At 61.5% G+C, this 16,372-nt stretch carries 6 protein-coding genes and 1 pseudogene; 6 read left to right on the forward strand and 1 reads right to left on the reverse strand.

Going from position 1 to position 16,372, the window contains the following annotated elements; genetic code table 11:
- Window positions 1-899 (forward strand): annotated as a pseudogene (locus PUQ42_RS05615) (efflux RND transporter periplasmic adaptor subunit); the annotation flags it as partial.
- A 168-nt stretch (window positions 900-1,067) separates the two neighbouring features.
- On the opposite strand, the gene PUQ42_RS05620 reads toward PUQ42_RS05615, so the two are convergent.
- Window positions 1,068-3,332, reverse strand: coding sequence for a glycoside hydrolase family 20 protein (locus PUQ42_RS05620; protein WP_273371780.1), 2,265 nt, complete (start codon window positions 3,330-3,332; stop codon window positions 1,068-1,070).
- Window positions 3,333-4,131: 799 nt separating this feature from the next.
- On the opposite strand from PUQ42_RS05620, the gene PUQ42_RS05625 reads away from it, so the two are divergent.
- The 5 genes from PUQ42_RS05625 (at window position 4,132) to PUQ42_RS05645 (ending at window position 16,323) form a co-directional block, all read left to right on the forward strand.
- Window positions 4,132-6,453 (forward strand): glycoside hydrolase family 3 N-terminal domain-containing protein, encoded by a 2,322-nt coding sequence (locus PUQ42_RS05625; protein ID WP_273371782.1) that lies wholly within the window; start codon window positions 4,132-4,134, stop codon window positions 6,451-6,453.
- Window positions 6,454-6,458: 5 nt separating this feature from the next.
- Window positions 6,459-8,621, forward strand: a complete 2,163-nt coding sequence (locus PUQ42_RS05630) for a GH92 family glycosyl hydrolase (RefSeq protein WP_273371784.1) — start codon at window positions 6,459-6,461, stop codon at window positions 8,619-8,621.
- Window positions 8,618-11,797 (forward strand): glycoside hydrolase family 2 TIM barrel-domain containing protein, encoded by a 3,180-nt coding sequence (locus PUQ42_RS05635; RefSeq protein ID WP_273371787.1) that lies wholly within the window; start codon window positions 8,618-8,620, stop codon window positions 11,795-11,797. Before PUQ42_RS05630 ends, PUQ42_RS05635 begins: the two co-directional genes overlap by 4 nt.
- The gene (locus PUQ42_RS05640; protein WP_273371789.1) at window positions 11,794-13,668 is read left to right on the forward strand and encodes an alpha-L-fucosidase; all 1,875 of its coding nucleotides are present in this window, start codon (window positions 11,794-11,796) and stop codon (window positions 13,666-13,668) included. Before PUQ42_RS05635 ends, PUQ42_RS05640 begins: the two co-directional genes overlap by 4 nt.
- A gap of 282 nt (window positions 13,669-13,950) precedes the next feature.
- Complete coding sequence (locus PUQ42_RS05645; RefSeq protein WP_273371792.1) at window positions 13,951-16,323, forward strand: SusC/RagA family TonB-linked outer membrane protein; 2,373 nt, start codon at window positions 13,951-13,953, stop codon at window positions 16,321-16,323.
- Window positions 16,324-16,372 lie beyond the last annotated feature (49 nt).

Genomic DNA, 16,372 nt, shown 5'->3' on the forward strand with positions numbered 1-16,372 from the left:
ATGAAAAAGATATTTCTTCCCTTGACCCTGCTGCTCGGGGCCTGCTCGAATTCGGGGACCTCGTCGACGGCCGCCGATCCGGCCTCCGCGGCCGTTCAGACGGCCGATACGGTCGAACTTGCGGCCGCTGAACCGGCCGACGCCGCGGTGGATGCGGCGTCGGGAGTCACGTCGGTTCCGAATGAAACGCTCTTCAATGGAACGCTGGCCATTCCGCCGCAGCACCGTGCCACGGTGACTCTGACCATGGGTGGATCGGTCCGGAGCACCACGCTGCTTCCCGGCGCCTATGTCAAGCAGGGCGACGTGTTGGCGACGCTCGAAAATCCGGAGTTCATCACCCTGCAGCAGACCTACCTGGACAGCCACGCGCAGTACGAATACCTGCGTACGGAGTATCTGCGTCAGCAGACGCTTTCGCGCGAGGAGGCCTCTTCGCAGAAACGCTACCAGCAGAGCCGTGCCGAGTATCTCTCGATGCGCAGCCGCATGGAGGCTGCCGCCGCTCAGCTGGCCTTGCTGGGTATGGATACGACCCATCTGCTGAGTCGGGGGATTGCGCCGCTGCTGGAGGTCAAGGCGCCGATCAGCGGCTATGTGGCCGACGTGAAGATGAATATCGGCCGCCATTTCGACGTGGGCGAGCCGCTGTGCGAGATTGTCGACAAGCGCAAAATGATGCTCCGCCTGACGGCCTATGAGAAGGATCTGCCGCATCTGATGATCGGTGATCAGGTCGAGTTCCGCGTCAGCGGCATGGACCTTCAGACGTTCCATGGTACGGTTGCGATGATCGGTCAGCAGGTCAACAGCGAAAATCGCTCGATCGACGTCTACGTGCGCATTGCGGAGCAGAATCCGCAGTTCCGCCGGGCATGTACGCCACGGCCCGCATCCGGGCCGCTGATGCGGATCGGCTCCTCCATCGGTGCCGTCCCGGATCTTTGCCGACGGTTCGGACGGGAGCGCAGAAGCGGCCGTACATCGTGATGAAAAACCCGGAAAGGTTCTCCGAGAGGGAGTCTTTCCGGGTTTTTCGTTCGGGCGGGAGGGTTCGCGGCCGCGGCTCACTCCACGACCACCTCGTCGATGAAGATCCAGCACGGAGCGCCGGCACTGCTGTGCCAGGCGGGATTGACCTTTTCGCTGCGGGCCTCTACGCGGATGAACCGCACCGGACGTCCGCCGACCGGACAGCTTACCTCTTCAACGCCCTTGTCGTATTGTCCTTCGGGATTGACGAGTTTCCGTCGCAGCAGTTCGGTGAACGACTTGCCGTCCTCGGAGATGCTGAAAGTCACCTCGCGCGGGCGGAGCACCCAGTCCGAAATGTCATACATCCAGCGGGTGCGGATGCTGTCGATCGTCGTCGGCCGTCCCAGATCGAGGGTGAAATCGGCATCCTGCTTCTCGAAACCCTGCCACTTTTCGAAGCAGCCGTCCGTCATGGCGAAGTCGCCGCCTCCGTCGTGGTTGGTCGAGTAGGGCAGTGCATAGGAGACCGGTTTGCAGAGGGCCTTGTGGAAGTGAATGGTCTGTTCGGCCGGGCAGGCCGGGGCGTCGGCGAAGATCTGCGCACGCACGGTGCAGTCGCCGCTCACGGCTACGGGACCCTCGTAGACAGGGCTCTCCTGAGTCGGTTCGCTTCCGTCGAGGGTGTAGTGGATGGGTTCGTCGGTCTCGGCCGAGATCCGGATGCACGGTTTCCCCGCGGCGTCGGGGACCAGCGCGATCTGCAACTCGCGGCTGGGAGCTCCGTACGGAATGCCGTAGAGGGAGAGCAGTCCGAGGTGACGCTTGAGGCGAGCCTGGAAATCCTCCCAGTTGCGGTCGGTCTGAGCCGTCCAGCCCATCTCCGCCACGGCAATGGCGCGGGGATACTCCTTGTAGTAGAGGATCTGCTCGTTGGGCGTGCATTCCGACCATTGGCAGGCCTGTACGCCCAGAATATGGGCGCGGGCTTCGGGTGTAAGATCGGCTTCGGGCGCGGGGTCGAATCCGTAGACGCGCTTCAGCGAGAGGATGCCCTCCGACGTGTTGGTGACCCGGTTGTACGACTGCGGGTGGTTGAGATAGAGGTAGGACCCGGGGGTCATGACCACGTCATTGCCTCCGCGGGCGGCCTCAAGGCCGGGCAGCACGCCCCGCCACGACATCACGGTGGCCGTGGGCGAGAGCCCTCCCTCCATGATCTCGTCCCAGCCGATCATGCGTTTGCCCCGGCTGTTGACGAATTTTTCGAGCCGGTGCATGAAATAGGCCTGGAGTTCGTTTTCGTTGGCGAGCCCTTCGGCCCGGATGCGGGCCTGGCATTGGGGACACTTTTCCCAGCCCTTCTTGGGGGCCTCGTCGCCTCCGAGGTGGATGTATTCGAAGGGAAACAGCGCGCAGACCTCGCCGAGAATATCCTCCAGAATGGCATACGTGGATTCCCGGCCGGCGCACATGACGCCTTCGCTGACTCCGCCGTGCATCCAGACGGCGAGCCGTTTGTCCGGGCGGCAGAAGAGCTCCGGCAGGGCATGAATGGCCGCCGTGGAGTGGCCCGGGAGGTCGATCTCGGGAAGGATCTCGATCATCCGTTCGGCGGCGTAGGCCACCACGTCGCGGATCTGCTCCTGGGTGTAGAAACCGCCGTAGGGGTGTACGTCTTCGGTCGGGAAGGCGAGCTTTTCGTTTTCTGGGAAGCCGATTCCCTCCCGCCAGGCGCCGAGACGGGTGAGTTCGGGATGGCTGCGGATCTCGATGCGCCAGCCCTGATCATCGGTCAGATGCCAGTGAAAGCGGTTGAACTTGTACATGGCCATGACGTCGATGAAGCGCTTGATCTCGTCGACGGTGAAGAAGTGCCGGCTGACATCCAGATGCAGGCCGCGCCATCCGAAACGGGGCGAGTCCTGAATGTCGATTCCGTGCAGCGTGCAGGACGGCGACGCCTCCTCCTGCCGGGGAAGCAGCTGCCGCAGGGTCTGTACGCCGTAGAAGATGCCGGCGGGCGATGCCGCCTCGATGTCGATTCCCTTGCGGCCGATGCGGAGCCTGTACCCCTCCGACTGTAGGGAGTCGGAGGTCAGGGTGAGCCGCACTTCCGCCTTCCCGTCCGGGGAGCTGCTCACACCGGTCAGATCGTGAATCATCCGGGAAGTGTAGTCGGCGATGAAATTCAGTTTCGCGTCTTGGCAGTCGATGCCGTACCCGTCGCGGAGCGTGTAGGTCGAGGTGTGAGAGGAGACCTGCGAGGGGAGGGGCAGCAGAGCCGGGGTTTCGACCGTCTGCGTGCAGCCTGAGGCCAGAACGACCGAGATCAGTAGGGTAAGGAGGGTTTTGCGCATGGGTGAAGGTGTTTTGAAAGCCGGGGTTCCGCTGCTGCGGCACGACCCGGAGTGAAGGGTCTGCGATTCGACGGAATGGTAGTTAGCGTATTTTTTGGTTTTTCGGATTAAACTCCAGTTGCAAGTTGTGCGGCTCTGTCCGTCGGAGCCGGCAGACGGAACTTTCATCCGGGGGCTACGACCGGGGATCTGCGGATCGGAACCCTGTCCGGGAATCGGCTCCGGCGACGGTCGACCGCGGTCTCAGAGGCCTGCAGACCCGAATCGATCCCGTTGCGACCCGAATCGCCCCGCTCGGACAGGTCCGTCATCCGCATCCTCCGTGCGGCCGGACTCCCCGTTGAATCTCCCTGCAATCCGATGCCCGGAACGAGCTTTTCGGAGGCGGTTTGCGCGCAAAACGACGGATGGATTTCGGGCCTTACCGTAAGGTCCGGGGAGCCGTGCAAATTTAAACATAAAATTTGTAATTTTGCCTGAACTTAAAACTACCCCCCCCCTTGAATACGCCATATCCAGCCTCAGAAAATCGCTCCGCGACTCACGGATACGGACTTACGGGTATGTCGTCCGTGGGGATGCAACGGCCATTTTTGCGCTATCTCCGGTTTTTTTCTTCCGCTCGTCTGCGGCCGGCGGCTTCCCCGCCTTTTCCGGCACGCCTCCGATGCCGGCTGCCGCACCGGCCACTCCTTGACAGACACACGGCGCGGAGTCGTTGCGCACACCTTTCGCCCGGATGTCCGTCGGATTTCGGGATGGGGGGTGCAAATCGTCTACTCAAAAACGAAAACCAACCATGATAAAGAGCGTAGCAACCATCCTTGCCGGCACGCTGCTGACCGCGACAGCCTGTACACCGGCCTATCGGAATCCGGATCTCCCGGTGGAGAAGCGGGTTTCGGACCTTGTTTCGCGCATGACCGACGAGGAGAAGATCGGACAGCTTCTGTGCCCGCTGGGCTGGCCCATGTATGAAAAGCTTTCGGACAGCACCGTGACGGTCTCCGAAGCCTACCGGGAGTTCATCGACAAACAGCACGGCGGCATGCTGTGGGCGACGTTCCGGGCCGATCCGTGGACGCGCAAGACCCTCGAAACGGGCCTGAATCCGCGACTGAGCGCCCGGGCCTACAACGAACTGCAGCGCTATGCCATCGAACACAGCCGACTCGGCATCCCCGTCATTCTGGCCGAGGAGGCTCCCCACGGACACATGGCCATCGGCACGACGGTCTTTCCGACCAGCATCGGCATGGCCTCCACGTGGGATGTGGAGGCCGTCGAGCAGACCGGTCGCACGATTGCCGCCGAACTCCGTGCACAGGGCGGCCATATCGGCTACGGACCGGTGATCGACATAGCCCGCGAGCCGCGCTGGTCGCGGGTCGAGGAGACCTATGGCGAGGATGTCTTTCTGACCTCGGAGATGGCTTCGGCCATGGTGCGCGGGACGTCGCCGCTGCACAACGGCTGGGATCGGGGCGTGATCTCCACGCTCAAGCATTTCGTGGCATACGGCATTCCCGAGGGGGGACATAACGGCAATCCCTCGCAGGTGGGCGAGCGCGAGTTGCGGGAGAATTTTCTGCCGGCCTTCGAGTCGGCCATCCGCTCCGGCGCGCTCTCGGTGATGACCTCCTACAACGCCATCGACGGAGTTCCCAGTACGGCCAACGAGCGGCTTCTGCGGGGCATTCTTCGCGAGGAGTGGGGCTTTGGCGGATTTGTGGTCTCCGATCTGGAGAGCATCACCGGCCTGTGCGAGTGCCACCACGTGGCCGCCGACCGGCGCGAAGCGGCCGAACTGGCCCTCCGGGCGGGAGTCGACGTGGATCTGGGCGCCAACTGCTATCCGTTGCTGAAGGAGAGCCTCGCCGACGGACGGATCAGTCGCGATGAGCTGGACGAGGCCGTTGCGGCCGTCCTGCGCATCAAGTTCCAGCTCGGCCTCTTCGACCACCCCTATATCGACGAATCGCTTGCCGACACGCAGGTCCGCACCCCGAAGCATGTCGCCCTGGCGCGCCGTCTGGCCGACGAGAGTGTCATCCTGCTTGAAAACCGGGGTATCCTTCCGCTGAAGGAGGGAATGCGCATCGCTCTCGTCGGGCCGAATGCCGACAACACCTACAACCAGCTGGGCGACTATACGGCCCCGCAGGATCCCGACCGCATTGTCACCATGCGCGAAGGTCTCGAGGCGCGTTTCCCGGGGTGTGTCGAGTATGTCAAGGGGTGTGCCGTGCGGGATGAATCCTTCGACGAGATCGCGCGGGCCGTGGCTGCAGCCCGACGCGCCGATGTGGTGGTTGCCGTCGTGGGGGGCTCCAGCGCCCGGGACTTTCGGACCAAATACATCGACACGGGAGCCGCCGTAGCGGACAGCGAATCGGTCAGCGACATGGAGGCCGGCGAGGGCTTCGACCGCTCGACACTGGATCTGCTGGGGCTTCAGAACCGCCTGCTTGAGGCGCTCGAGGCAACCGGCAAACCGCTCGTGGTGGTCTACATCGAGGGGCGTCCGCTCGACAAGGACTGGGCGCGGGAGCATGCCGATGCGCTGCTTACGCTGTGGTACCCCGGTCAGGAGGGTGGTCACGCCCTGGCCGACGTGCTTTCGGGCGATTTCAATCCCGCCGGACGGCTTCCGATCAGCGTGCCACGGAGTGTCGGCCAGCTTCCGGTCTACTACAACCGCCATTTCCCGCTCGGTCACGACTACGTGGAGTGCCCCTCCTCGCCGCTCTACGAGTTCGGCTACGGACTGAGCTATACGACCTTCGAATACTCCGATCTGACGATCGAGAAGCGGGGCGACTCCTGCGCCGAGGTAAGTTTTACGATCTCCAATACGGGAGATCGGGCCGGAGACGAGGTTCCCCAGCTCTACGTGACCGACGAGGTGGCCTCGACCGTCCGACCCGTGAAACAGTTGCGGGCCTTCACCCGGGTGTCGATCCCCGCCGGAGAGAGCCGCCGGGTGAGCTTCCCGCTGGACGAAAAGGCCTTTGCGCTCTGGGACAACCGCATGCAGCGGGTCGTGGAGCCCGGCGAGTTCCTCATCTCCGTGGGAGCCTCCTCGGAGGATATCCGACTTCAGGGTAAACTTACATTGTAACCGATATGAACCACAGAAGCTTTTTGACTCTGGCGGCAATCCTGACGCTGATGCTTCCCGGTTGCCGCCGGGCCTCGGACCGCTGCCGACAGGTCGATCCCTATATCGGAGCGGGCGGACATGGCCATGTTTTCGTCGGGGCGAACGTCCCCTTCGGAATGGTGCGCCTGGGCCCGCATCAGCCCAACCGGGGCTGGGACTGGTGCTCCGGCTATCATTACAGCGATACGGTGGTGCTGGGATTCAGCCATACGCGACTGAGCGGCACCGGCATCGGTGAGGGGGGCGACATCCTGCTCTTCCCGTTCGACGCCTCGCGCCCGCACTCCGGAGGAGGCGGTCGGCCCCATACCCGTCTCGACCACTCGAAGGAGCGGGTCGCTCCCGGCTATTACCACCTCGAGATGCCGGAGAACGGCATCCGGGCCGATCTCACGGCCACCGCCCGAACCGGCATTCACCGCTATGCCGTGACCTCCGACCGCACCGGACTTCTCGTCGACCTGCGTACGGGAACGGGTTGGGATGCCGTGACCGGCAGTGTGCTTCGCCTCGTCGACGACCATACGGTCGAAGGGTGGCGCCGCTCGACGGGCTGGGCCCAGGACCACTGTTTCTACTTCCGGGCGGAGTTCAGCCTGCCGATCGCCAATGCCGACAGCCTCCGGCAGCCGATGGAGTCGGACAACGGTGTGATCGCCCGTCTGCTCTTCGACACCTCGGCCGACAAGGTGCTGGAGGTGCGCGTGGGACTTTCGCCTTCGAGTTGTGCCGGGGCGGGGGAGAACCTGCACTGCGAAGCGGACTGGGCGCAGGATTTCGACGCCATCCACCATTCGGCGCGCGAGCTGTGGCGGAAGGCACTCTCGGCCATCGAGATCAAGGGGCTCGATGCCGAGCAGGAGAAGGTCTTCTACACGGCCTTGTACCATGCTTCGTTCGATCCGAGCGTATTCGGCGATGTCGGGGATCCGGAGCCGGAATACAGTGTCTTCTCGCTGTGGGACGTCTACCGGGCCCAGTTCCCGCTGCTCACGCTCATCCGGCCGGACTTCTGCCGGGAGTTGGCCTCTACGATGCTCCGGATCTACCGGCGGCAGGGCAAGCTTCCGGTCTGGCACCTGTGGGGCAACGAGACCGACTGCATGGTCGGCAATCCCGGGGTGATAGCCCTCTCCGACCTCTTTCTCAAGGGACTTGTGGCCGACAGCCTCGGCACCCTCGAGGCACTCCGGGCCTCTTCACTCCGCGACGAACGCGACATGGACAACCTCCGCAAGTATGGATTCTGCCCCTATGACAAGAGTACCGGGGCGGAGACCGTTTCGAAGGGTCTTGAATATGCCATTGCCGATGCCGGCGTGTCGCGCGTTGCCGCCGTGCTGGGCGATACGCTGACGGCGGGATATTTTGCCCGCCGCGCCCAGTCGTATCACTGCTACTACGATACTGAAACGGGATTCGTGCGCGGCCGGGCCTCGGACCTGAGCTGGAGGAGTCCGTTCGACCCCTTCAACGTCAGCCACATGACGGGCGATTTCACGGAAGGTAATGCCTGGCAGTATACGTGGCTCGTGCCGCACGACGTGTACGGCTGCATTGCGATGCTGGGCGGTGAGCAGACCTTTGCGCGCCGGCTGGACGAGTTTTTCGTGACCGAGGGTGATCTGGGCAGCACGGCGTCGGACGTAACGGGGCTTGTGGGGCAGTATGCCCACGGCAACGAACCCAGCCACCACATCGCCTACCTGTACAATTACGTAGGCAAGCAGTGGAAGTGCGCCGAGAAGGTCCGCCATATTCTGAAGGACCTTTACTATGCCGACCAGACCGGTGTCTGCGGCAACGAGGATTGCGGACAGATGAGTGCCTGGTATATCCTCTCGTCGCTGGGTCTCTATCAGGTGGACCCGTGCGGCGGTGATTTTCTGATCGGCAGTCCGGCCGTACGCCGGGCCGAGGTTCAGGTGGGCAACGGGCGTACGCTGCGCATCATTGCGTCGAACAATTCACCGCGTAACATCTACGTGGCCTCGCTGAAGGTCAACGGCCAACCCTGGACCCGCTCCTGTATTCCCTACGACGTGCTCTCGGCAGGAGCCACGCTCGAATTCACCATGAGCCCCGAGCCGACGGATTTCGGCAGTGCACCGGACGACAGACCATGAATACCCGCTTACTGACAATCGCCATTTTTGCCTCTGCGGCCGCAACGGCGCAGACGCCGGAGGGACTTCCGTGCTGGAGAGACCTCAATCTGTTTACACAGGGCGGTGAGACCGCCCGCACCGAACTGGTGTTTCACCCCACGCGCCAGGAGGCCCTGAACGGGTCGGTGCGCAGCTCCTCCTGCTACCTCGACCTGTGCGGCCGATGGGATTTCCGCTACTACGACGACAGCCGCGACTGCCCGGAAGGGATCTTTGCCGAGCCGGAGGGCTGGAGTTCGATCCGTGTGCCGGGCAACTGGGAGGTCCAGGGATTCGGCACGCCGATCTACGTCAATACGGTGTATGAGTTCAAGCGTCGCGACGTCACGCCGCCCGAGTTGCCGGATCCGAATCCGCTGGGGGTCTATCGCCACCGGTTCGAGGTGCCCGCGTCGTGGCAGGGACGCCAGATCTACCTGAACTTCGACGGTGTGAAGGGCGGAGCCCAGTATTACGTGAACGGGACTCTTGTGGGCTACAACAACGATTCGAAGGATCCGATCCGCTTCAATGTCACGAAGCTGCTGCACGCCGGCACCAACGAGATCGGCCTGAAGGTCTACCGCTGGAGCACGGGTTCCTACCTGGAGTGCATGGATTTCTGGCGGATTTCGGGCATCGAACGCGAGGTCTACCTTTCGACGGAGTCGACCGATTCGGGGTTCGATTTCGAGGTGGTCTCCACCCTTGCGGAGGATCTGCATACGGGCGATTTCCGACTCCGACTCCGCTCGCGCGAACCGGTCAGCTTCAGCGCCGAACTGCTGGATCCCGAGGGGCGGACGGTGGCCGCATTCGAACCGCAGCGGCTTGACGACAGCCTCGAACTGTCGGCGACGCTGGAGCGGGTTCTTCCCTGGAGTGCCGAAACTCCGAACCTCTACACGCTGCTGATGAAGGTCGATGAAGAGTGGACCCGCTTCCGGGTTGGGTTCCGCCGCTTCGAGATCACGACGATCGAGCAGCAGGGACGCACCTTCCCGGTCTTCCTGGTCAACGGACAGCCGGTCAAGTTCAAGGGCGTCAACCTCCACGAACACGACCCCTGGACCGGCCACTACGTCACGCGCGAACTGCTGCTGAAAGACATGAAGCTCATGAAGATGCTCAATATCAATGCCATCCGCACGGCGCACTATCCCCAGCAGCGGGAATTTTACGAACTGTGCGACAGCCTGGGCTTTTACGTCTACTCCGAGGCCAACATCGAGTCCCACGGCATGGGCTACGAACTGACCCGGACACTCGGCAATGCCCCGGAGTGGTACGGCAACCACCTCTATCGCGAGCTGAACATGTACGAACGCGTACGGAACTATCCGTGCGTGACGATTCTTTCGCTGGGCAACGAGGGTGGCAACGGCTACAATTTCTACCGCCTCTACGAGGTGATCAAGGCCCGCGAGAAGCAGGGTATGAACCGCCCGGTCTGCTACGAACGGGCCGAGTTCGAGTGGAACACCGACATGCTTGTACCGCAGTATCCCGGCGCGGAGTGGTTCCGCCGCATGGGGGAGGAGGGTTCCGACCGTCCGGTCGTCCCCTCCGAATATGCCCATGCGATGGGCAATTCGACCGGGTCGCTCGATCTGCAGTGGAAGTCCATCTACCGGTATCCCAACCTGCAGGGGGGCTTCATCTGGGACTGGGTGGACCAGGCGCTGGCGGCCCGGCGTGCCGACGGACGCTTCTTCTGGGCCTACGGCGGTGACTACGGCAAGAATACGCCGAGCGACAACAACTTCCTCTGCAACGGACTCGTCCTGCCCGACCGACGGTTCCATCCGGGAGCCTTCGAGGTGCGCCACGTCTACCAGAACGTCGAGATGACCCTTGCGGAGGAGAACGCCCGGGAGTGGGTGCTCGACGTCCGGAACCGCTTCTATTTCCGGACACTCGACGGACTGGAGCTGGAGGCCCGGGTGGTCTGCTCTTCTCCGCGCGAGGGCCTGAGCCGCGAACTTCTTGTCCGTACCTTCCCGCTTTCGGCCACAGCCCAACAGTCGCAGACCATCCGCATCCCGAAGCCCGACAGCCTGCCGCAGGAAGGGCTGTTGTGCCTGAATCTCGACGTGCGTACCTCGCGGCAGGAGCCGCTTCTCGATTGCGGCACGCTGCTGGCTACCGAGCAGCTCGTTCTGCGTGAGGACAACACGCCGGCGAAGGCTCCGGCCGCACCCGTCAAGGAGCGCCTTCAGGTCAAGAAGAGTGATGGCAGTGTGCGGATCCACGGCGATCGGGTGGATTTCCGCTTCGAAAAGGGCGTCGTCACGTCGCTTGCATTCGACGGTGTGGAGAAACTCGCCCCGGACTTCGGCATCCGGCCCAACTTCTGGCGCGGCCCCACGGACAACGATTACGGCAACGGACAACCGGCCCGGTCGCAACTCTGGAAAGAGGCTGGACAACACCCCGAGCGATGCACCTGGCGTGTGAAACGAAACGGTGACAGGGTCGTGCTCACGGCCGTCTATCCCGTCGGAGCACATCGCTATACGGTTGTCTATACCGTCCGTCCGGATGCCGCGGTCGAGGTCTCGGCAACGCTCGCCTGCGCCCCCTCCGAGTCCCGGATGGATATCCCGCGCGTGGGTCTTCGGCTGCGGGTTCCGCTGCTCGACGGCGAGCCGGTTCCGGACCCGATCCGCTATTTTGCCCGCGGGCCCCACGAGAACTACCGCGACCGCTTCAGTTCGGCGCGTCTGGGCCTCTACGAGAGCACCGCTTCGGCAGAGTACTTCCCCTATGTACGGCCTCAGGAGAACGGCCACCATATCGACTGCAGCTTCCTGGAGGCGGGAGGTCTGCGCTTCACGGCCGTCGGCGCCCCCTTCGAGTTCAATGCCCTGCGCAACAGCGTGGAGGATTTCGATGCGGAGGACGCCGTGCAGTGCGACTACCAGTGGCCGAACTACACCTCCGACGAACCGCATGATCCGGCCCAGGCGGCCAACCGCCTCCGCCGCCAGACCCATATCAGCGACATCACGCCGCGCAATTACGTGGAGGTCTGCCTCGATGCGGCGCACAACGCCGTGGGCGGCTACGACAGTTGGGGTGCCCGTCCCGAGGAGTCGCGCACGGTCTGGGATGACAGAGATTGGTCGTTTACCTTTATAATTAGTTCAAAATGAAGAAGACAGCGCTTTATGCGGCAGTTCTGACGTTTTTAGCCTCCTGTGCCGAAGATGCCCCGACGCCCTACGGAGCCGTGCCGTCGGCCGCTCAGGTGGAGTGGCAGAAGATGGAAACCAACATGTTCGTGCACTTTGGTCCCAACACTTTCTCCGGCCGGGAGTGGGGCAACGGCCAGGAGAGCACCGATCTGTTCAACCCTACGTCGCTCGATTGCCGGCAGTGGGCCCGTACGGCCAAGGCGGCCGGCTTCAAGGGCATCATCATCACGGCCAAGCACCACGATGGATTCAGCCTCTGGCCCAACCCGACCAGCACCCACACGGTGGCACAGAGCGCGTGGCGCAACGGCAAGGGGGACGTGCTGCGTGAGTTGTCGGATGCCTGCCGGGAGTACGGTCTGAAATTCGGCATCTACCTTTCGCCGTGGGACCGCAACCATCCCGCCTACGGGACCGATGCCTACAACAAGGTCTTTACGGATGCGCTGGACAGTTCGCTGAGCCAGTACGGACCAGTCTTCGAGCAGTGGTTCGACGGAGCCTGCGGCGAGGGCCCCAACGGCAAACGGCAGGTCTACGACTGGGAAGCCTTCAACGAACACGTGTTTGCCAACCAGCCTCAGGCAATCATCTTCAGCAACATCGGCCCCGGCTGCCGCTGGGTCGGCAACGAGGCGGGGAAGGCCGGCGAGACCAGTTGGTCGACCTTCACGCCGGAGCTCCACGGAGCCAACCGCGGGGTCCTGCCCGGAGATTTCGAGACTTACCTGGGCGAGGGGGATCCGGACGGAGCCTGCTGGATCCCTTCGGAGACGGACGTGTCGATCCGTCCGGGATGGTTCTGGCGTGAGGAGGAGACTTCGCGCGTACGGAGCCTCTCCAATCTGCTGGATCTTTACTATTCGAGCGTAGGGCGCAATTCGCTGCTTCTGCTGAATGTTCCGGCCGATACGCGCGGACTGATTCCGGCGGTGGATTCGATCCGTCTGATGGAGTTCCGGGCCGCCCTCGATACAATCTTCTCGGTCAATCTGGCTGCCGGAGCCAAGGCCGAGGCCTCGACCACGCGCGGCCGGAAATACGCCGCCTCGCAAATGCTCGACACGGATTACGACACCTGTTGGGCCGCCCTGGACGGCGTGACGGAGGCCGTGCTGACCTTCCATCTGGACGGCGTGAAGCGTTTCAACCGGGTGCTGCTGCAGGAGTATATACCCCTCGGCCAGCGGGTGAAATCCTTTGAGGTGGAGGCCCGCGATGCGGCCGGGAACTGGAACGTCATCGCCACGGCCACGACGATCGGCTACAAGCGGATCCTGTTGGTCGACGAGACGCAGACCGACGCGGTCCGCATCCGCATCACCGGCTCCCTTGCCTGCCCGCTGCTCAACGGTTTCGGGCTCTATCTCGACCGCATCATGCACAGCGACGAACCGACTGCCGCAGACGACCGTCTCTGTATGGCCGACGGCTTCCGAGTCGTGGCTCCGCAGGGGGCCGAGGCTGCGGTTGACGGCCTTTGGGACGAGTCGCACAGTGTGATTCTTTCGGCCGACAAGACGGGGCGCTTCCCTTCGGTGACGGTTGATCTGGGGCGTGAACGGGAGTTCCTGGGAATTGCCTATACGCCGGCCGAGGGCGGTCGCGGCGGCTGCATGATGGAGTACCGGTTGGAGGTCGGCCCGGATGGCGAGTCATGGACGACGGTTACCGATGGAGCACAGGTCGACAATATCGTCAATAATCCTACTATGCGTATTTTACGCCATAAGTCGATGTTGAACGCTCGCTGGATCCGAGTCACGCCTTTGCGTTCGAATTTGGCTGAGACGGTATCTGTCGGAGAACTGTCACTCGTTGTAAAATAGACAATTACGCATCCGTTGCTTCCTCGTCTGGACGGATCCGGGAATGATCCGGATCCGTCCGGGCGTCAGAACACCGGGATAGTTAGCGTAAAAATGAACATTTTCTATGAATTACCTAATTTTATGTAATTTTGTATCAGGTATACAGTAAGATGGCGATCTTTCGATGGGGAAAACCCTTGCTGTGACTACCCGATTCATAACCTATAACTTATTTATTAACCAACATTCTGATTATGGGTCTATTTATTCAAAATCAACGCTTTAGCTTCACGAGGGGGCGTGCTCGCCTTCATTGCGGCCCTTCTGTTGGCAGGCAGTTCAGGCTTTGCCCAGAACCGAACCGTCACGGGAACGGTTAAAGATGAAACGGGGAATCCTCTTGTAGGTGCTGCCGTATTTGTCGAGGAAAACGCCTCCATCGGAGCGATTTCCGACGCAAATGGAAACTATTCGATTTCGGTGCCTGAGTCGGCCGTGAATCTGGTCTACTCTTTCATCGGCATGAATAACGTGGTCGAACCGATCAACGGTCGGAACGTTATCAATGTCACCCTGAAGACCTCCTCGATCGTCATGCGAGGAACCAAATCACTTTCCAATAACAACAACGCGCTCTACGTCATCGACGGTATTCCGATGGCGAACGTCACGGCCGAACAGCCCCAGGGACTCTATGAAGGAGCCGGTCAGACGGGAGACATCCTGAGCTCGATCAACCCGGACGACATTGAGAGCATTTCGGTGCTGAGCGGACCTTCGGCCGCCGCGCTCTATGGTGCATCGGCCGCCAACGGTGTTGTGATCATCAACACGAAGAAGGGAGCCGCCGAGAAGCTTACGGTCAATTATTCGAATACGACGGAGTTTTCGCGAGCCTACGTGATGCCGTCGTTCCAGAACACCTACGGCGCCACGGAAGAGGGTTCGTACCAGAGCTGGGGAGCCAAGCTGGATACGCCTTCGGACTACGATCCCCGTCGCTTCTTCAAGACCGGTATCATCGAGAGCAATTCGATCAGCCTCTCGTCGGGTAACGACAAGAACCAGATCTACGCCTCGCTGTCGGCGACCAATGCCAGCGGTATCATCCGCAACAACGACGTCGACAAGTACAACGCCTCGGTGCGCAACACGACCAACATGCTCCATGACAAGCTGAAGCTGGACATCAGCCTGACCTACTCGAACATCAAGGAGCAGAACATGATCTCGCAGGGACAGTACATGAACCCGGTAGTCCCCGTATACCTGTTCCCGGCCGGCGACGACTTCTCGCGGCTCCTGGTCTACAAGCGTTACGATGCCGAGCGCAACCTTGAGACCCAGTACTGGCCCTACGACAACAACATGTCGATGCAGAACCCCTACTGGATCACCGACGCACAGAAGTACAACAACGACAAGCACCGTTTCTCGGGAACCGTTCAGTTGAGCTACGAACTTGCCAAGGGTATCAATCTGTCGGTACGCGGCAAGTACGACCGCAATACGGAGCAGCACGAGCGTCGTTTCAATGCGGGAACCATCGACCTCTTTGCTTCGAAATATGGTTTCTACAGCCGCAGCACGAACGAGACCACGCAGAAATACGGTGAGGTTCTGCTCAACATCAACAAGTATTTCGGATCGGACCGTCAGATTTCGTGGTCGGCCGTAGCCGGCGGTAATGTCGACTACCTGAATTACGAGACGGCGTATGTCGGCGGAAAACTCGCCTCGGTGGCCAATCTGTTTACCTACGACAACATCGATCGCAAGCATGCCGAAACGAGTCTGACGCAGGAAGGATATACGAAGGAGAATATCGCCGCCTTTGTCAATACGCAGGTCGGTTACAAGAGCATGGTTTATCTCGATTTGACGGGGCGTTTCGACTGGGCGTCGACCTTTGCCGCATCGGACAACAACCCGTTCTTCTACTATTCGGCCGGTCTTTCGGGCATTGTGACCGAGTTCCTTCCCATGCTGAAGAGCAAGACGCTTCCCTACTGGAAGGTTTGGGTTTCGTATTCGGAGGTCGGTAACTCGCCCGAGGCCCACCTCACCATCCCGACCTACCAGATCAAGGATGGCAACGTGACCACGAAGACGCGTTATCAGTGGACCGACCTGAAACCGGAGCGCACCAAGTCGCTGGAGGTCGGAACCAACATTCACCTCTTCGACAGCCACCTGCGCCTGTCGGCTACCTACTACCGTTCGAAGACCTTCAATCAGTTCTTCACCTTCTCGCTTCCCTCGTCGTCGAGGTGGTCGTCGATCATCGCCAATGCCGGTAACGTACAGAACAGCGGTGTTGAGTTGAGCGTCCGCTACAACAACACCTTCGGCAACCTGCACTGGGAGACCTACGCAACGGCATCGCACAACAAGAACGTCGTGACGGAACTCGTCAAGGAGTTCAACTTCCCCGGACTGGGCACCTATTCCATCGACAAACTCGAACCCTCGAGCAAGACCGGCGTCAAGACCGTGATCTACGAGGGCGGATCGATGGGCGCTCTCTACGTGACCTCCATCAAGACGGACCCGACGACCGGGGCCCTCATTCAGAATTCAGAACGGAACGGGCGGCATCTCCGTAGACAGCAGCGACGCCGGTTACATCTATGCCGGCGACACGAATCCGGATGCACTGCTTTCGTGGGGTAACAACTTCCGCTGGAAGGGCTTCAATCTGAACTTCCTCTTCAACGCGCGC

Source organism: Alistipes megaguti (assembly GCF_944320325.1).
Classification (GTDB): domain Bacteria; phylum Bacteroidota; class Bacteroidia; order Bacteroidales; family Rikenellaceae; genus Alistipes; species Alistipes megaguti.

What these genes read in the sequence shown, in the direction of transcription:
- PUQ42_RS05620 (WP_273371780.1), bottom strand. Translation starts at nt 3,332, where the DNA reads ATGCGCAAAACCCTCCTTACCCTACTGATCTCGGTCGTTCTGGCCTCA.
- PUQ42_RS05635 (WP_273371787.1), top strand. Translation starts at nt 8,618, where the DNA reads ATGAATACCCGCTTACTGACAATCGCCATTTTTGCCTCTGCGGCCGCA.
- PUQ42_RS05640 (WP_273371789.1), top strand. Translation starts at nt 11,794, where the DNA reads ATGAAGAAGACAGCGCTTTATGCGGCAGTTCTGACGTTTTTAGCCTCC.
- PUQ42_RS05630 (WP_273371784.1), top strand. Translation starts at nt 6,459, where the DNA reads ATGAACCACAGAAGCTTTTTGACTCTGGCGGCAATCCTGACGCTGATG.
- PUQ42_RS05625 (WP_273371782.1), top strand. Translation starts at nt 4,132, where the DNA reads ATGATAAAGAGCGTAGCAACCATCCTTGCCGGCACGCTGCTGACCGCG.